General features: G+C 72.5%; 15 protein-coding genes. 4 read left to right on the top strand and 11 right to left on the bottom strand.

Features of this window, described 5'->3' with window-relative positions:
• The first annotated feature begins 5 nt into the window (after nt 1-5).
• Nucleotides 6-1070, top strand: coding sequence for a LacI family DNA-binding transcriptional regulator (locus D1J63_RS35285; RefSeq protein ID WP_125634670.1), 1065 nt, complete (start codon nt 6-8; stop codon nt 1068-1070).
• 114 nt (nt 1071-1184) lie between these two features.
• Here D1J63_RS35285 and D1J63_RS35280 read toward each other — a convergent pair whose 3' ends face one another.
• From D1J63_RS35280 to D1J63_RS35265, 4 genes are read right to left on the bottom strand one after another with little or no spacing between them, the layout of a single operon-like run.
• The gene (locus D1J63_RS35280; protein WP_125634668.1) at nt 1185-2543 is read right to left on the bottom strand and encodes a glycoside hydrolase family 32 protein; all 1359 of its coding nucleotides are present in this window, start codon (nt 2541-2543) and stop codon (nt 1185-1187) included.
• Complete coding sequence (locus D1J63_RS35275; protein WP_125634666.1) at nt 2540-3394, bottom strand: carbohydrate ABC transporter permease; 855 nt, start codon at nt 3392-3394, stop codon at nt 2540-2542. The genes D1J63_RS35280 and D1J63_RS35275 overlap by 4 nt, the downstream gene beginning before the upstream one ends.
• A 16-nt stretch (nt 3395-3410) precedes the next feature.
• Nucleotides 3411-4364: a sugar ABC transporter permease gene (locus D1J63_RS35270; RefSeq protein ID WP_125634664.1), complete on the bottom strand. Its 954-nt coding sequence runs from the start codon at nt 4362-4364 to the stop codon at nt 3411-3413.
• Nucleotides 4361-5767: an extracellular solute-binding protein gene (locus tag D1J63_RS35265; RefSeq protein ID WP_125634661.1), complete on the bottom strand. Its 1407-nt coding sequence runs from the start codon at nt 5765-5767 to the stop codon at nt 4361-4363. The genes D1J63_RS35270 and D1J63_RS35265 overlap by 4 nt, the downstream gene beginning before the upstream one ends.
• A gap of 181 nt (nt 5768-5948) precedes the next feature.
• Between D1J63_RS35265 and D1J63_RS35260 the strand changes: the two genes are divergently transcribed.
• Nucleotides 5949-7499 (top strand): glycoside hydrolase family 32 protein, encoded by a 1551-nt coding sequence (locus D1J63_RS35260; protein ID WP_125634660.1) that lies wholly within the window; start codon nt 5949-5951, stop codon nt 7497-7499.
• Between the two features lie 75 nt (nt 7500-7574).
• On the opposite strand, the gene D1J63_RS35255 is transcribed toward D1J63_RS35260, so the two are convergent.
• The 3 genes from D1J63_RS35255 to D1J63_RS35245 form a co-directional block, all read right to left on the bottom strand.
• Nucleotides 7575-8237: a phosphoribosyltransferase family protein gene (locus D1J63_RS35255; RefSeq protein ID WP_125634658.1), complete on the bottom strand. Its 663-nt coding sequence runs from the start codon at nt 8235-8237 to the stop codon at nt 7575-7577.
• A 33-nt stretch (nt 8238-8270) separates the two neighbouring features.
• Nucleotides 8271-8984 (bottom strand): dienelactone hydrolase family protein, encoded by a 714-nt coding sequence (locus D1J63_RS35250; protein ID WP_125634656.1) that lies wholly within the window; start codon nt 8982-8984, stop codon nt 8271-8273.
• Nucleotides 8985-9100: 116 nt separating this feature from the next.
• Nucleotides 9101-9937: an MOSC N-terminal beta barrel domain-containing protein gene (locus tag D1J63_RS35245; RefSeq protein ID WP_125634654.1), complete on the bottom strand. Its 837-nt coding sequence runs from the start codon at nt 9935-9937 to the stop codon at nt 9101-9103.
• Between the two features lie 119 nt (nt 9938-10056).
• On the opposite strand from D1J63_RS35245, the gene D1J63_RS35240 reads away from it, so the two are divergent.
• Complete coding sequence (locus D1J63_RS35240) at nt 10057-11526, top strand: amidase (protein WP_125634652.1); 1470 nt, start codon at nt 10057-10059, stop codon at nt 11524-11526.
• Nucleotides 11527-11560: 34 nt separating this feature from the next.
• Nucleotides 11561-12439: a GNAT family N-acetyltransferase gene (locus tag D1J63_RS35235; protein ID WP_125634650.1), complete on the top strand. Its 879-nt coding sequence runs from the start codon at nt 11561-11563 to the stop codon at nt 12437-12439.
• Here D1J63_RS35235 and D1J63_RS35230 read toward each other — a convergent pair.
• Genes D1J63_RS35230 through D1J63_RS35215 form a run of 4 tightly spaced genes read right to left on the bottom strand, consistent with a single transcriptional unit; the run spans nt 12424 to nt 16496 of the window.
• Complete coding sequence (locus D1J63_RS35230) at nt 12424-13341, bottom strand: amidohydrolase family protein (RefSeq protein ID WP_241235647.1); 918 nt, start codon at nt 13339-13341, stop codon at nt 12424-12426. The two genes, D1J63_RS35235 and D1J63_RS35230, sit on opposite strands and share 16 nt — an antisense overlap.
• 58 nt (nt 13342-13399) lie before the next feature.
• Nucleotides 13400-14395: an aldo/keto reductase gene (locus tag D1J63_RS35225; protein WP_125634648.1), complete on the bottom strand. Its 996-nt coding sequence runs from the start codon at nt 14393-14395 to the stop codon at nt 13400-13402.
• Nucleotides 14392-15147: an SDR family oxidoreductase gene (locus D1J63_RS35220; protein WP_125634646.1), complete on the bottom strand. Its 756-nt coding sequence runs from the start codon at nt 15145-15147 to the stop codon at nt 14392-14394. Before D1J63_RS35220 ends, D1J63_RS35225 begins: the two co-directional genes overlap by 4 nt.
• On the bottom strand, nt 15144-16496 hold the full coding sequence (locus tag D1J63_RS35215) for an L-fuconate dehydratase (RefSeq protein WP_125634644.1): 1353 nt from the start codon (nt 16494-16496) through the stop codon (nt 15144-15146). The genes D1J63_RS35220 and D1J63_RS35215 overlap by 4 nt, the downstream gene beginning before the upstream one ends.
• Nucleotides 16497-16592 lie beyond the last annotated feature (96 nt).

Genomic DNA, 16592 nt, shown 5'->3' with positions numbered 1-16592 from the left:
GTGCCATGACGAACGCAGAAGGCAGACCCACGACGGGGACCGGACGTCCCACCTCACGGGACGTCGCCCGGCTCGCCGGCGTGTCGCACACCGCCGTCTCCTTCGTCTTCAACGGCCGCGCCGAGGGGAACCTCTCCCCCGCCACACAGGAACGCATCCGGCTGGCCGCCGCTCAGCTCGGCTACCGGCCCGACCCCGTCGCCCGCGGCCTGCGCCGCCGGCGTACGGCAGTGATCGGGCTGGTCACCGACGAGATCGCGTCCTCCCCGTTCGCCGGCCGGCTGCTGCGCGGCGCGATGGAGACGGCCTGGGCGAGCGAGCACCTCGTGCTCACCATCGACTCCGGAGGCGACCCGGCCAAGGAGGACGCGGCCGTCGCCGAACTCCTGGACCGGCGGGTGGATGGCATCATCTACGCCGCCATGTCGTTGCGCCGGGTGCGCGTGCCCGAGGGACTGCACCGTACCCACTCGGTCCTCGCCAACTGCCTGCCCGAGGACGGTTCCCTGTCCGCCGTCGTTCCGGCCGAGCGGGCCGGCGGCCGTACGGCGGCCCGGCTGCTGCTCGACCACGGGCACCGCAGGGTCGCCTACATGGGGGGACTGGACGACATCGCGTCCGTGGAGCGGCTGGGCGGCTTCCGCGACGCGCTGCGCGCCGAGGGGGTCACCGTCCCCAAGGAATGGGTGCTGCGCACCGGTGGAGAAATCACCGGCGGCCACGACGGTGCCGTGCGGCTGTTCGGCGACGCGGAACCGGCCCGCCGGCCCACCGCCGTCTTCTGCTACAACGACCGGGTCGCGGCGGGCGTCCTGCACGCCGCGACCCGGCTCGGCATCGCCGTCCCCGCCGAGCTGTCGGTGATCGGTTACGACGACCAGGAGCACATGGCGGCCTTCCTCACCCCATCCCTCACCACCATGGCCCTCCCGCACCGCCAGATGGGCGAGTCCGCCACCCGTCTTCTCCTCGACGCCATCACCACCGGCCGCACCCCGCCGGCCACGATCCGGCGCCTGGCCTGCCCGGTGGTGCCTCGGTCCTCGGTGGGTCCGGCCCCGACCGTCTGACGCCGCGGCGGCCCGCGCGGGACCGGGAGCCGATGTCGTTCCGGGGAGGAAGGACGGTGCTCACCCGAGGTGGCGGCCGGTGGCGCGCGGGCGGGCGTGAAGTGACGCCGGTGCTCAGTTCAGGGCCGGTCCGACCAGTTCCCACGCCGTGACCGCGGCTCCGGCACCCGTGACGGTCAGTTCGGGCGCGTCGCCGGGGGCGCGGTAGACCCGCTCGGTCACCGCGGCCCGGTCGTCCGCGAACACCTCGTACAGCGAACCGTCCACGAGGACGCGGACGTTCAGCTCCGCTCCGCGCGCCACCCGGACCTCCACGGGATCGGGCCGCCCGGCGCACTGTGCCGTCAGGGTGCCCGCGCCGGGGTCGATCCGGAGCGTCAGCCCCTCCGCCAGGCGGACGGTCGTGGCCGCGCGGGCGGTGACGGTCAGGTCGTACGCGTCCGGGAGCCGTGTGCCGGTGCCCGGCTCGGTGACGAACGGCTCCGACGCCCGCAGCGAGTTCAGCTCCGGCGCCGGCCGGACCCGCAGGGTGCCGTCGGCGTCGACGTCGACGACGCGCGGCGCGCTGAGCACCCCGGACCAGCCGGCCCGCTCGGCCTCGCCGGGCCCGCGTGACTCCCAGGACCAGCCCCACATCAGCGCCCGCTCCGGCTCCTGCAGGACGGCCGGCGCGTAGAAGTCCCGGCCGTGGTCGAGGGCGCCGCCGACGCGCGGAGCGAACCGCAACGCGGGTGCCGACGACGCCTCCAGACGGCCCGTCAGGTATCCGGTCGCGCGCGGGTCGCCGTCCCACAGCGACACCAGCAGCACCCAGTCCCCTCCCGGCGTCACCAGCAGCTGGGGACACTCCCAGCCGACGGCCTTGTCGCCGAAGGCGTCCGCGGCGACCGGGTCGTGGCCGTCCAGGAGCACGCCCGCGAATCTCCAGTCCGTCAGGTCGTCGCAGTCGTACAGCAGGACCGAGGGCGTGCCGTCGGCGTGGCCCGCGCCGACCAGGGCCCAGCGGCGGCGGGCGTAGCGGAAGACGAAGGGGTCGCGGAACATCACCACGTCCAGGTCGGCGGGCGGGCCGGCCACCACGGGAACGGGCAGCGGCCGCCACTCGGTCAGCGCCGGGTCGCCCGGGTCGGCCGCGCGGGCCAGACAGACGGTGCCGAGGCCGGTGTGGTGGTGGCCGATGCCCGTGTACACCGCTGTCGGCACTCCGTCGTCGTCGACCACGCAGCCGGACCAGCAGCCTGCCTCGTCGGGCCCGCCGGGCGTCGGTGCGAGCGCGATCGGATGGTGCCGCCAGCGGGCCAGGTCGGGGCTGGAGGCATGCCCCCAGTGGACGTCGGCGTGCACCGGCGCGTGCGGGTTGTGCTGGTAGAAGAGGTGGTAGCGGCCACCCCAGCGGAACGGGCCGTTCGGGTCGTTGATCCAGTTGGCGGGAGGGCGGACCCGGAAGCGCGGTGCGTTGCGGTCGGGGCTCAACGGTTGACTCCTGCGGAGGTGATGCCCTCGCGGAGAGGGCGCTGGCCGACGACGAACACGGCGACGGCGGGGATCATGGACAGCACCACACCGGCGAGCACCACCGAGATGGACCCGGTGCCGAGGTTGCCCTGGAGGGAGACCAGCCCGAGCGGCAGGGTGTAGTTCTGGCCGGAGGTCTCCAGGATCAGCGGGCGGAAGAACTCGTTCCAGTGGTAGTTGAAGGCCAGTACGCCGACGATCGCGAGACCCGGCGCGGCGAGCGGGGCGTACACGGAACGGAACACCCGCCACGGGCCCGCCCCGTCGAGCATCGCCGCCTCGCCCAGGTCCTTGGGCATGCCCAGGAAGTACTGGCGCATCAGGAAGGTGCCGAACGCGGTCGGGAACGCCGGAACGATCAGGCCGAGCAGGGTGTCGGTCAGGCCCATCGACTTCAGCACCAGGAACACCGGCACGATGGTGACCTGGAGCGGCACCATCATGGTCGCCAGTACCAGGGCGAACAGGGGCTTCTTGAACCGGAACTCAAGGCGGGCGAACGCGTATCCGGCGAGCCCGGCGGTGATCATCTGACCGGCCGCGATCAGCGCCGTCACCAGCGTCGAGTTCAGGGCGAGCAGCCAGACGTCGATCTGCGCGAACACGCCGCGGTACGCCTCGGCGGTCGGCTCCGAGGGAATGATCTGCGGCGGGAGGTCGAAGGACTCCGCGGGGGTGCGCAGCGAGGTGGAGACGGTCCAGATGACCGGACCGAGGGTCAGCAGGGAGCAGACGGCCAGCGCGGCGATCCGCGCCCACGGCGCGAGGGAGTGACGCACCCGGCCGGTGGTCAGGGTCGTGTGGCTCATGGGGGACTCACCCGGCTCACTGGTAGTGGACGAAACGCCGGCTGAGCCGGAACTGGAGGGCGGTCACCGCCATGATCAGCACGAACAGCAGCACGCCCACCGCGGACGCGGTGCCGAAGCGCAGCTGCTCGAAGGCGGTTTCGTAGATGACCATCACGACGGTGCGGGTGGAGTCGCCGGGACCGCCGTTGGTCAGCACGTAGGGCTGTTCGAAGACCTGGAGCGCGTTGATGATGCCGACCACGGACGCCACCAGCAGCGTCGGCGAGAGCAGGGGCAGGGTGATGTGCAGGTGCTTGCGGGGGCCGGTGGCGCCGTCCAGGGCGGCGGCCTCGTGGATCTCCTTCGGGATGTTGTTGAGTCCGCCCACGAACAGCAGGAACGAGAACCCGAACTGCTGCCAGACATAGACCAGGATCACCGTGGCCATCGCCCCGTTCTCCGAGGTCAGCCAGGGCACCGGAGCGATCCCGACCAGCCCGACGAGCCAGTTCACCACCCCGAAGTCCTGGTTGAAGAGGTACTTCATCACCACCGAGATGGACGCCGCGGACAGCACCAGGGGGAAGAAGAACGCCGACCGGAACACGGACCGCAGCCAGCGCGGCATGCGCCCGTTCACCGTGATCGCCAGCACCAGCGCGACGAGCAGTTGCAGCGCGACCGCCAGCACCATGAAGAGCAGCGTGTTGCGGAAGGAGACCAGCACGGTCGAGTCGCCGAAGACCTCGCCGTAGTTGGCCGCCCCCGCGAAGCTCGGGTCGTCGATCACGTTCCAGTGGAAGAGGCTCAGCACCACCGAGCCGACGATGGGGACGACCGTGAAGACGACGATGCCGACGATCGTCGGCGCCAGGAACAGGGCGGCCAGCAGCCGCGTGCCGCGCTCGCGCGCACGGGGACGGACGCCGGCCGCGGGAGGCCGGGGCGCCGGCTCGGACCGAACCGGCGGTACCTGGGTGTTCGTCATACGTCACGCTCCATGGCCTTCTCCAGGTCGCCCTGGAGCCGGCGCAGCGCGGGACGCACCGCGCGCGGGGAGGAGAGGGCGGTGCCGGTGTGCTTCAGCAGGACCTGCTCGACCTCTGCGACCTGCGCCGGAGCCGGGATCGGCCCCGTGTCGGGGAACCGGTCGAGGGTGTCGTAGAAGACCCGCCAGTGGTCGGGGCCGGTCTCCCGGTACCGGTCGGCGGTCAGCATCGAGCGGCGTGCCGGGGTGGTCTGGTTGGTGGTGAACAGCCGGGTCAGGGTGTCCCTTCGGGCGGCGTACTTGATGAACTCCCACGCCTCCTCCTGCCGTTTCGAGGTGCGCAGCAGCGCGTAGCCCGCCGCGCCGAACTGGTGGCGCTGGGTGTGCCGGCGCGGGAAGTACTGCACGTCGTAGCTGTCGGCGGGCATGCCCGCCTGGTGCAGGCCGCCGGCCCAGAAGCCGCCCGCGGGTGTCACCCCGACCCTGCCGGTGGAGAACACGCCGACGAGGTTCTGGCCGTTGCCGCCCTCGGGGCGGGTGCACAGGCCCTCTTCGATGAGGGAGGCCAGGTACTCGTACGCCTCCTCGCAGCGGGCGTCCGTCGCCTGCGGGGTGGTCCAGCGGAAGCCGCCGCCGCGTCCTCGGCGCTGGGCCGGCGGGTAGAAGGCGTCCCACAGCCAGTCGCCGCCGGGCGCCTTGGACTCGGCCAGCAGGTTGGTGCCGTTGGCGAAGAGCCAGGGCACCACCCCGCCCCACAGCCGGTTGGTCCAGAAGTACGGCGTGAAGTGGGAGTCGCTCGACTTCTTCATGCGGCGCAGCAGCGCGGTGAAGTCGTCGCGGGTCCAGTCGGCCGACGGACGGTCCGCGCCGGCCCGTCGCAGCACCTGCCGGTTGAGGTACATGTCGGCGGCGTTGAACTCCACGGGGAGCTGGTAGAGGCTGCCCTCGTACATCATCGACTCCACCAGTGAGGGGTGGACGTCGGCGAAGTACTCCCGCAGCTCGGCGGAGTCCCGCCGGACCCAGTGGTCCAGCGGGACTCCGAGTTGCCGCGCGAACAGCTGCACGCCCTCCGTCGCGACGTAGACCAGGTCGGGGGCCAGGCCCGCGGCGATCTGGGTGAGGATCTTGGCGAAGAAGTCCGACCAGTCGACGGCCTGCACCGCGTTGATCCGGAGCTTGATGTCGGGGTGCTGCTCGGCGAAGCCCTCGGTGAGGGCGCGCACGGCGGCCGGACCGTAGGCGGGGCCCAGGGTGGCGACGACGAGGGAGCCGTCGTCGCGGCCGGGGATGTCGGCGGCGGTGAGCCGCTCCCAGGAGGCGGCGGTGCCGGCCAGCGCCGCTGCCGCGGCACCGTAGGCGCCGTACCGCAGCAGACTGCGGCGGGTGTGCGAGTCGGTCATCGATGTGCCTAACTCGTATTAGGTTCGGATGCCGACGATGATGAGAACCGCGCCGTCGCCCTGTCAAGCCCCGGTAGCCCCTTGACCTTTAACGAGTTAGGTCTACAGTCCTGGTTCCACATGAGCCGCCGTTCCGAGCCACCGCTTGCGGGGCTCGCTCGTACGAGAGGAACGATGTGTGATGCGTGGACTGTCCAGACGAGCGCTCTTCGCGGGGTCCGCCGCGGGCGCCGGTGCCGCACTCCTGCCGACGGCGGGCCCCGCCGCGGCGAAACCCCGGGCCGCCGCCCCCGCCTGCGCCCGCTACCGGGCGGCGTACCACTTCACGGTCCCCGACCAGTGGAAGAACGACCCGCAACGTCCCCTGTGGATCGACGGCGAGTACCACTACTACTACCTGTACAACCCGGACTACTTCGCCGGCGGCACCACGGCGGGCACCGCCTGGCGTCTGGCCACCAGCCCCGACCTGGTCCGCTTCACCGACCGCGGCATCGCGGTCCCGAAGGACACGACGCCGAACGGGGACGTCTGGTCGGGCTCGGCGGTCGTGGACACGTCCGGCACGGCGGGCTTCGGCGCCGGTGCGGTGATCGTGCTGGCGACCATGGAACCGGCGGGCGGTGCGCAGGCCCAGTACCTGTACTACTCCACCGACGGCGGCCGCAGTTTCCGGCCGCACGGCACCGCGCCCGTCCTGCCCAATCCCGGCGTCCGCGACTTCCGCGACCCGAAGGTGATCCGTGACGAGGAGCGCGGCCGGTGGGTGATGGCGCTCGCCGAGAACGACAAGGTGGGGTTCTACCACTCGGCCGACCTGAGGTCATGGACGTATGCGGGTGGCTTCGTCAAGGAGGGCATCGGGGTGCTGGAGTGCCCCGACCTGTTCCGGATCACCGCCGGGGACGGGGCCGCGAAGTGGGTGCTCGGGGTGAGCGCCAACGCCAAGGGCGCCGGGCTGCCCAACACCTACGCCTACTGGACCGGCGCCTTCGACGGCAGCGCCTTCGTCGCCGACGCGCCGGACCCGCAGTGGCTGGACCACGGCTGGGACTGGTACGGCGCCGTCACCTTCGAGAAGCGCGACGCCGACGGCACCCTCGACGAGCGCGCCCGCTACGCCGTCGGCTGGCTCAACAACTGGGACTACGCCGGCACCACGCCCACCATCGATACCGACGGCTTCAACGGCACCGACTCCATCGTTCGCGAGGTGACCCTCGAACGCACCGCCACCGGCGCCCACCACCTCGCCTCCCGCCCGATCGCCGCCCTGGACCGCTATGTCTCGCGCACGGTGCGACTGGGTGATGTCGAGGTCGAGGGCACGCGGGTACTCGACTACCGGGGCACCGCGTACGAGGTGAGCTGCGAGATCACCTGGGACCGGCTCGCCGGCGCCGGTCTCCAGCTGCGCCGCTCCAACGACGGGGGCCGCCACGTCGACGCGGGGGTGTACGGCGACTACGCCTTCCTCAACCGGAGGTCCACCGTCAACCCGGACGCCTCGGGACGCCGGCAGGAGAGCAAGAGCCCGTTCGACCCGTCGGCGCGGCGGGTGCGGCTGCGGATTCTGGTGGACCGCACGTCGGTGGAGCTGTTCGTGGACGACGGCCGGTACGTGCACACCTCGGAGGTGTTCCCGTACCTCATCGACGACCGGCTCGCGCTGTTCACCGTGGACGGCCGGGCGGTGTTCCGGGACACGGTGATACGGGAGTTCACCGTGTGAAGCGGCGGTTCGGGGCCGCCCGGCCGACCGCGCACGCCGCGCCCGCCCGGCCCGGAAGGGCGGGCACCGGGCGCCTCATGTGCGGGAGGGCGAGGTCCCGTAACCGTTCAGGATCTCGACGACCCGGTCGTCGCCGACCTGGTCGAAGTCGTCGTACCAGAGGCCGACCGCCCGAAAGTCCGGCGGCTGCCGGAGGCAGACGACGGCGTCCGCTTCCGAGCGCATCTCGGCGACGGTCTCGGGAGCGCCGACGGGGACGGCGAGGACCAGCCGTGCGGGTCGCGCCCGCCGGAGATGGCGCAGGGCGGCGCGTGCGGTGGCGCCGGTGGCCAGGCCGTCGTCGACGAGGACCACGGTGCGGTTCCCGACGTGCGGTGTGGAAGGGTCACCGCGGTAGAGCATGGCCCGGCGTTTCAGTTCCGCGCGTTCCCGGGCCACGTCCTGGGCGAGCCGGTCCTCGCTCAGCCCGGCCATGGCGAGGGCGCGCGGGTCGAACAGGGGCGGGTCGTCGTCCACGACCGCGCCGATGCCCGTCTCCGGCCGGCCGGGAAGACCGACCTTCCGGGCCACCAGCACGTCCAGGGGCGCGTCCAGGGCCCGGGCGACTTCGACGGCCACCGGTACGCCGCCGCGCGGCAGCGCGAGAACGAGGGGGTGGGGCAGTCCGCCGTCGGACGCCCACTCCATGAGCCGCAGGCCGAGCTCCTGGCCCGCGGTCCGTCGGTCGTGGAATCGCATGGCGTCTCTCCTCCTCGTGAGCGGGGTTCCGCGTCACTTTCCCGCGTGCCGTGTCGCCTGGGCCGCCGTGGGTCCGGGCGAGCCGGCGGTGTCGTCCGTTCCTCCGCCCAGGTGGGCACGGAACCAGTCGGCGGCGGTCTCGGCGACTTCCGCCAGGGCGCCGGGTTCGGGGAAGAGGTGCGTGGCGCCCGGTACGACATGGATCCGGTGGTGGGCGGTGAGCCGTTGCTCGGCCTCCCGATTGAGGCCGAGTACCGCGTCGTCGGCGCCTCCGACGACGAGCAGGACCGGTGCGTGGACCGTCGGGAGCGCGTCGCCGGCCAGGTCCGGCCGGCCACCTCGGGACACCACCGCGAACACCCGTTCGGGCCGCTGCCCCGCGGCGATCAAGGCGGCAGCGGCTCCGGTGCTCGCCCCGAACAGCCCCACCGGCAGCCCCGCGACGCCGGGCCGCCCAGCCAGCCAGTCCACGGCGTCCACCAGCCGCCGGGCCAGCAGGACGACGTCGAAGCGATGCCTCCCCGTGGCGGCGTCCTCGCGTTCCTCGTCTTCGGTCAGCAGGTCCAGCAGCAGGGTGCCGAGCCCGGCCCGGCGCAGACCGGCGGCGACCGCACGGTTGCGGTGACTGAGACGCGAGCTGCCGCTGCCGTGCGCGAACAGGATCACGCCGCGCGGCCTGTCGGGGACGACCAGGTCGCCGGTCAGGGCCACGTCCCCCGAGGGAACACGTACGGTTTCGGAGATCATGCGCGCTCACATCCTGGAACCCCGTTCAGCGCCCTGGCACCGGGTACCCGCCGGTCCGCCCCTGCACGCCTCGCAGAAGGAGGCGCCGGAGACCGGGCCGGGCCGAGGCGCTCCGCTCATATTTCCGAGACACCCCAGCCGGTGACCGCCACCGGGTCACCGACGGACACGGTTCCCGGGCGGACGACGGCGAACTTCGTGCCGAAGGCCAGTCCCCCCTCCGTCCGGCGATAGCCGGCCAGCGTGCGCAGCGGTTCCGGCCCGGCCCTGCGCCCCGAACGCTGGTCGACCGTGGTGACCACGCACCGCAGAGCGAGTTTCGCGTAGCCCAGTCGGCAGTCGCCGATCGTCACGCCGCGGAGACGGTCCTCCGTGTGGGCGTGCTCCCAACCGTCGACGACGATGTTCGGCCGGAATCTCTCCATCGGGACCATCGGTTGCCCGGCCGACCGCAGCTTCTCGTTGAGCAGCGCCAGGGACGACAGGGACAGGATGTGGACAGCGCTGCTGTCGGCGTAGTTGGAGGTGCCCGGGGTGTGTCCGTCGGTGACGCGTCGGTGGTCCGGCGGCACTCTCACCAGCCGGCTGTCCGCTCCGATCGCCTGCGACAGCCACTCCCCCACGACGGGTCCCTGATCGATGCCTCCGAAGGACTTGCCGAACAGGTCCACGGAGCGGCGAGGTCCGCTGTGGACGACGGCGAAGGACAACGGGGGCAGATCCGGGTGGTGCAAGGACATCCGGCAACCGTCGTCACTCACCACCGGTGTGATGGCGGCGAGCCGCGGATGGCGGCGCTGGGTGCGGTAGACGCCTTTTCCGTCGACGACGAGAAAGGCCCGGTCGTGCGTGATCCCGGCCGGCGTGATCGCCGCGGTGGCGGGGCGGACGGCGGCGCAGCCCTTCACCGGGTAGTAGGCGAGTTCCGCGATCCGTGGCGCGGAGCCCGTCACCGCTTCGGCCCTCTGCCGGTCCGGGTCGTTCGCCTCACCGCGGGTCTCCTTCGGTCGTCCGAGCCGTTGTGCGAATCGGCATTTTATGGCCTCCTCGTGGGGTCAGTACGGTCGGACGCATGGGGTACGAACTTCAGTCTGCGGAAGGCCTCGTGACGGCGTTGCGTGCCGGTGAGGTGACATCGGTGGAGCTGACCGACGAGGCGATCGCCCGCATCGAGCGGGACGACAAGGTGATCAACGCGATCTGCGTGCCGGACTTCGACCGTGCGCGCGTCGCCGCGCGCGACGCCGACCGGGCGCGCGCCCGGGGCGAGGACCGGCCACTGCTCGGTGTTCCGGTGACGGTCAAGGAGTCCTACAACGTCGCCGGGCTGCCCACGACATGGGGCATGCCCCAGCACCGGGACCACGTGCCGGCCGAGGACGCGGTACAGGTGTCGCGGCTCCGGCGGGCCGGCGCGGTGATGCTCGGGAAGACCAATGTGCCTTTGGGGCTGCAGGATCTGCAGAGCTTCAACGACATCTACGGCACCACCAACAACCCGTGGGACCACGCGCGCACGTCGGGCGGATCGTCCGGTGGCTCGGCGGCGGCCCTGGCGTGCGGTTTCGGCGCGCTGTCCATCGGCTCCGACATAGGCGGTTCGTTGCGTACGCCCGCGCACTTCTGCGGTGTCTACGCGCACAAGCCGACACTGGGGCTGGTGGCGAACCGTGGCATGGTCCCGCCCCTCGCACCGGCCTTGCCGGTCGATCTCGACCTCGCGGTCGTCGGCCCCATGGCGCGCACCGCCCGCGACCTCGCGCTCCTGCTCGACGTCATGGCCGGGCCGGACCCGCTGACGCTCGGCGTGGCGCACGACCTGAAGCTACCGGTCGCACGCCACCAGCGGCTGAGCGACTTCCGGGTCCTGGTCCTCGACGAGCACCCGTTGATCGCGACCGGGTCCGCCGTACGGGCCGGCGTCAACCGGGTGGCCGACGCACTCGCCGACGGCGGCGCCCGCGTCGAACGGCACACTCCGCTGCTGCCCGACCTGGCCGAAGCCGCGACGCTCTACACGCAGTTGCTGTTCTCCGGCTCCGTGGCGCGCTTTCCCGTCGACGCTTACGAGCAGCTTCGTGCTCGCGCCGCCGGGCTGAGCGCGGAGGACCGGAGTCTCGACGCGGCTCGGCTGCGCGGGATGGTGTTCAGCCACCGCGACTGGCTCGCGGCGAACGACCGCCGTGAGCTCCACCGTCACGGCTGGCGGCGGTTCTTCGCCGAGTTCGACGCCGTGGTGTGCCCGATCACGCCGACTCCGGCGTTCCCGCACGACCACGACCCCGATCTGCTGGGACGCCGGATCGACATCGACGGCGTCGAGTATCCGTTCTTCGACCAGCTCGTCTGGGCCGGGCTGGCCACGATGCCGGGCCTGCCGGCCACCGCGATCCCGGCGGGCCCGTCCCCCGACGGCCTGCCGGTGGGCGTACAGCTCGTCGGTCCGATGTACGAGGACCGTACGCCGCTGCGGCTGGCCGAACTGCTCGAGCAGCGGATCGGAGGTTTCCGGCCACCGCATCGTGGCGTGCTGCCGGAGTGAGGCGACCGGCGCCGGTCGTCCGGGACCATGAGGCATGCTCTCGGACGACTGGCACCTCACCGAAGACGTCGACGACTTCCTCGCCCGAGCCGGGGACTTCCTGTGCTCGCGCGCCGCACTGCACAACACGCCGCTGACGGACCTGGAGAAGCTGCGGGTACGCAAGGCGGCCGATCACGAAGCCGCATCCGGCGTCTTCGGGCGGCTGGAGTCGGCGGGTGAGGTCCGCGCCGTCTTCTATCTCACCGCTCGTGGACGCCTGGGCCTCACTCCCCTCCCGGCCGGGCAGACCGAGGTCCTCGCTGCCCGCCTGGCCGCCCTCGGCCACTGCCCCGCCCATGTCGTCGCGGACCATGACACCGCCGGCGCCTTCGCCGAGTCGTGGCAGCGGTACACGGGTGCGGCGTCGGTGCTCTTCTGGCGGACGCATCTCTACCGCCTCGGCACACTCACGCCGCCGCAACGGTCCCCGGTCGGCCGGGGGCGGCTCACCGGGGGCAGGGACCGTGAGCAAGTCGTGCGGTGGTGCCGTGAGTTCTGCGTCGACGTCGGAGAGCGGTCCTCCCTCGACATGATCGACGCCGGCTCCTGGGAGGAATCGCGTTTCGGCGACCGGCGGTTCACCTTCTGGGAGACCCCCGAGGGCATCCCCGTCTCCATGGCGGCCTCGACCCCGGTCGTCGGGGGCATGGTCCGGGTGGACCCCGTCTACACCCCGGCCCACCTCCGCGGCCGCGGTTACGCGGGGGCCGTGACGGCCGAGGCGAGCAGGGCCGCCCAGGCCGCGGGGGCGACGAACGTGGTCCTGTTCACCGACCCGGGCAACCCCACCAGCAACGCGCTCTACCAGCGCCTCGGGTACGTCCGCGTCACCGACTTCGCCGGGTACAGGTTCTCCTACGACGCACCATGAGGGCGCCGCGTCGGTGCGGCTGCGTGGCGTGCGGGGCGGTCACGCCGGAACCCGCCGAGTCCGTAGACGCGCAAGGCGTTGTCGTGGAACAGCGCGTCCTTCTCCCTCGGACCGAGTCCCGTCGTGAGGGCATCGGCGATCCGCGCGACGGACGTGTAGTCCGTCCGAAGCGTGCACACGGGCCAGTCCGACCCGAACATCAGCCGCTGCGGGCCGAAGGCGTCCAGGGCGGTGTCGGCGTACGGCTGGAGGTCCCCGGTCCGCCAGGTGCCGGGGGCGGCCTCGGTGACCAGGCCGGAGAGTTTGCAGACGGTGTTGGGCAACGCGCCCAGGCGGCGCAGATCCGCGGCCCAGGGTTCGAGCAGGCGGTCGGCGATCCGGGGTTTGCCGAGGTGGTCCAGGACGAAGGTCAGGGTGGGCAACCGCGCCGCGGCGTCGGCCGCCGCGGCCAACCCGTCCGGCGTGACGACGAGGTCGTAGACCAGCCCGGCGGCGGCCACCGCGGCCAGGCCGCGCTGTACGTCGGGGCGCAGCAGCCAGTGCGGGTCCGGTTCTTCCTGGACCTGGTGGCGGATGCCGACCAGCCGCTCGCCGCCGGGCCGTTCGCGCAGGGCGGCGAGCGCGTCGGCGACGTCCGGCGCGGTCAGGTCGGTCCACCCGACGACCCCGGTGATCAGGTCGTTCCCGGCGGCGAGCGTCAGGAGTTCGGGGGTCTCCTGCGGCACGCACACCGTCTGGACGACCACGGTGGCGACCACGCCGGCCGCCCGCGCCTCGGCGGCGAGATCCTCGGCCGAGAAGGAGCGGGCGAGCGGGGCGAGGGCGTCGCCCGTGATCCATGGCTGCGGGCGCACCGTGAGGTCCCAGACGTGGTGGTGCGCGTCGATGATCCGCCGGGTCACGAGGGCCACACCACCGGGAGGGCGGGGTTCTCGCCCACGCGGGTGTGCGGGACGCGCATCAGGCCTCCCGGGTTGGGGTCGGGACGTGCGGCGCGAGCAGCCCGCGTTCCTTGAGCTCCGCCCACAGTGCGTCCGGAACGCGGTGGTGGAATAGGGCGGCGGCGTCCTTGGCCTCGGCGGCGCTGCGGGCGCCGACCAGGACGCTCGCGACGGCCGGGTGCCCGAACGGGAAGCGCAGGGCGGCGGCACGCAGGGGTACGGCGTGCCGCTCGCAGACGGCCCGGAGGTCAAGGGCGCGAGTCAGGCGTTCGTGCGGGGCGGGGGCGTAGTCGAAGCGGGCGCCGGGGTGGGGGTCGGCGAGGAGGCCGGAGTTGAAGACGCCGCCGACGACGACCGCGACGCCCCGGCGGGCGGCGAGCGGCAGCAGGTCGGTGAGTGCGCGCTGGTCCAGCAGGCTGTAGCGGCCGGCCACGAGGACGGCGTCGACGTCGGTGTCGCGGACGTAGCGGGTCAGCGGACCGGCCTGGTTCATGCCGACGCCGATCGCGCCGAGGACGCCTTCGCCGCGCAGCCGTTCCAGCGCGGGGTAGGCCTCGTGCAGGGCCTGCCCGGCGTGGTCGTCGGGGTCGTGCAGGTAGGCGATGTCGACGCGGTCGAGGCCGAGGCGTTCGAGGCTCTCGGTCAGGCAGCGGCGGATGCCGTCGGCGCTGAAGTCCCACACCCGGCGGTGGGTGGCCGGCACGGCGAAGCCCGCCGCGAGGTCGGTACCGTCCCCGGCCGCGGGTTCGAGCAGCCGGCCGACCTTGGTGGACAGGGTGTACGCGTCCCTGGGCCGCTCGCGCAGGGCTGCGCCGAGGCGCCGTTCGGACAGACCGAGACCGTAGTGCGGGGCGGTGTCGAAGTACCGCACGCCCGCGTCCCATGCCGCGGTGACGGCCTGTTCGGCCTGATCGTCGGTGACCTGGGTGTAGAGGTTGCCGATCCCCGCCGCGCCGAAGGAGAGTTCGCCGACGCGTACCGCGCTGCGGCCGAGCCGGTTCTGACGGAGCGTCACGCTTGCCGTCGCGGGCGCAGGCCGGCCATGCCGCCGTCGACCGCGAGGGCGGTGCCGGTGGTGCTGCCGGCCGCCGGGGAGGCGAGGTAGCCGATGGCCTCGGCCACCTCCTCGGCGGTGACGAGGCGTCCGGTGGGCTGACGTCCGCACAGTGCGGCGCGTTCGGCTGCCGGGTCGTCGGCGGCGTCCAGCAGCCGCCCGACCCACGGGGTGTCGACGGTGCCCGGGGTGACGCAGTTGACCCGGATTCCCTCCCGGACGTGGTCGGCGGCCATCGCCAGGGTCAGGGAGAGCACGGCGCCCTTGCTCGCCGAGTAGAGGGCGCGCTGGGGCAGGCCGGCGGTGGCGGCGATGGAGCAGGTGTTCACCACGGAGGCCCGGTCGGACACCCGCAGGTGGGGAAGGGCCGCGCGGGTGGTGCGGACGATGCCGAGGACGTTGACGTCCAGGACCCGGTGCCACTGCTCGTCGGGGTTGTCGGCGACCGTTCCGGCGGCGCCGATGCCGGCGTTGTTGACCAGGATGTCGATGCCGCCGAACTCTCCGGCCGCCCGTTCGACGGCCGCGCGGACCGAGTGGTCGTCGGTGACGTCGGCGGTGAGACCGAGCAGGGGGGCCGGCACGGCACCCGGGTCGAGGTCGAGGACGGCGACGTGCGCACCGCGTGTGCTCAACAGGCGGGCGGTGGCCAGTCCTATGCCGGAGGCTCCTCCCGTGACCAGGGCGGTCAGCCCGTCGAGGTCGGTCGTCATGCGTGGCCCTCCTTGTCCGTACCGGGCTCGCCCGGGGTGGCGTCGGCCGTCCAGAACTGTCCGTCGGGGTAGCGGTAGGTGTCGATGCCGGCCCGGTGCATCTCGGCCGAGAAGCCGGGCGAGGTGGGCGCCCGGTAGTGGCCGTCGCTGATCGTGACGGGGTCGACGAAGTGCTGGTGGAGGTGGTCGACGTACTCGATGGCACGGTCCTCGGTGGTGCCGGTGAGGGCGACGTAGTCGAACATCGACAGGTGCTGGACCAGTTCGCACAGGCCCACGCCGCCGGCGTGCGGACAGACCGGCACGCCGAACTTCGCGGCCAGCAGCAGGACGGCGAGGTTCTCGTTGACCCCGGCCACGCGGGCGGCGTCCAGTTGGAGGACGTCGAGGGCGCCGGCCTGGAGGAGCTGTTTGAAGACGACGCGGTTGTGCACATGCTCGCCGGTGGCGACCTTGACGGGATGCACGCCGCGCCGGATCGTGGCGTGCCCGAGGACGTCGTCGGGACTCGTGGGCTCCTCGATCCAGTACGGGTCGAACTCGGCGAGGGCCTTGGTCCATTCGACGGCCTCGGCCACGTTCCAGCGCTGGTTGGCGTCCAGGGCCATGCGGATGTCCGGCCCGACCGCGAGGCGGGCGGCGCGGCAGCGCCGGACGTCGTCCGCGAGGTCGGCGCCGACCTTGAGCTTGATCTGGGTGAAGCCCTCGGCGACGGCCTTCCTGGCGAGGCGGGTGAGTTTCTCGTCGGAGTAACCGAGCCAGCCCGGCGAGGTGGTGTACGCGGGATATCCGCGGCGCAGCAGGTCGGCGGCCCGGCCGTCGGCGCCCTGCTTTCCCTCGCGCAGGAGGGCCAGGGCCTCGTCCGGGGTCAGGGCGTCGGTGAGGTAGCGGAAGTCGACCTGGGAGACCAGCCACGCCGGGTCGGCGTCCGCGAGGAACCGCCACAGCGGCTTGCCCGCCCGTTTGGCCGCCAGGTCCCAGGCCGCGTTGACGACCGCACCGACGGCCATGTGCATCACGCCCTTCTCGGGTCCGAGCCAGCGCAGCTGGCTGTCGCCGATCAGGTCGCGGTACAGGGTGCCGGGATCGGCGCACAGTTCGGCGACCGGGCGTCCCACGACGTGCTGGGACAGCGCGTCGACGGCGGCGACCTGGACGTCGTTGCCGCGGCCGATGGTGAAGGTGAAGCCGTGGCCCTCGTGGCCGCCCGCGGACGTCCGCAGGACGACGTAGGCCGCGGAGTAGTCGGGGTCGGGATTCATGGCGTCGGACCCGTCCAGCTCCCGCGAGGTCGGGAAGCGGATGTCGTAGGTGTCGACGGCGGTGATCCGCGCCTGGGTTGCGGACAACTCGGTGCCTTTCACGCATGGGTGACCGCCTGCGGCCGCCGGAGGTCTCCGCGGAGCCTCGACGATAGGGGCGGTCGCCGCACCCTCGCAAGAAGT

Origin of the sequence: Streptomyces sp. KPB2 (assembly GCF_003950055.1) — a bacterium.
GTDB classification, from domain to species: Bacteria; Actinomycetota; Actinomycetes; order Streptomycetales; family Streptomycetaceae; genus Streptomyces; species Streptomyces salinarius.
The sequence above is the reverse complement of the archived record's forward strand: the minus strand, read 5'-3'. Positions and strand labels throughout refer to the sequence as shown.

Bases quoted from the DNA above. Each gene is read 5' to 3' on its own strand.
- D1J63_RS35285 (WP_125634670.1), top strand. From the start codon at position 6: ATGACGAACGCAGAAGGCAGACCCACGACGGGGACCGGACGTCCCACC.
- D1J63_RS35275 (WP_125634666.1), bottom strand. From the start codon at position 3,394: ATGAGCCACACGACCCTGACCACCGGCCGGGTGCGTCACTCCCTCGCG.
- D1J63_RS35270 (WP_125634664.1), bottom strand. From the start codon at position 4,364: ATGACGAACACCCAGGTACCGCCGGTTCGGTCCGAGCCGGCGCCCCGG.
- D1J63_RS35265 (WP_125634661.1), bottom strand. From the start codon at position 5,767: ATGACCGACTCGCACACCCGCCGCAGTCTGCTGCGGTACGGCGCCTAC.
- D1J63_RS35260 (WP_125634660.1), top strand. From the start codon at position 5,949: ATGCGTGGACTGTCCAGACGAGCGCTCTTCGCGGGGTCCGCCGCGGGC.
- D1J63_RS35255 (WP_125634658.1), bottom strand. From the start codon at position 8,237: ATGCGATTCCACGACCGACGGACCGCGGGCCAGGAGCTCGGCCTGCGG.
- D1J63_RS35250 (WP_125634656.1), bottom strand. From the start codon at position 8,984: ATGATCTCCGAAACCGTACGTGTTCCCTCGGGGGACGTGGCCCTGACC.
- D1J63_RS35240 (WP_125634652.1), top strand. From the start codon at position 10,057: ATGGGGTACGAACTTCAGTCTGCGGAAGGCCTCGTGACGGCGTTGCGT.
- D1J63_RS35235 (WP_125634650.1), top strand. From the start codon at position 11,561: ATGCTCTCGGACGACTGGCACCTCACCGAAGACGTCGACGACTTCCTC.
- D1J63_RS35220 (WP_125634646.1), bottom strand. From the start codon at position 15,147: ATGACGACCGACCTCGACGGGCTGACCGCCCTGGTCACGGGAGGAGCC.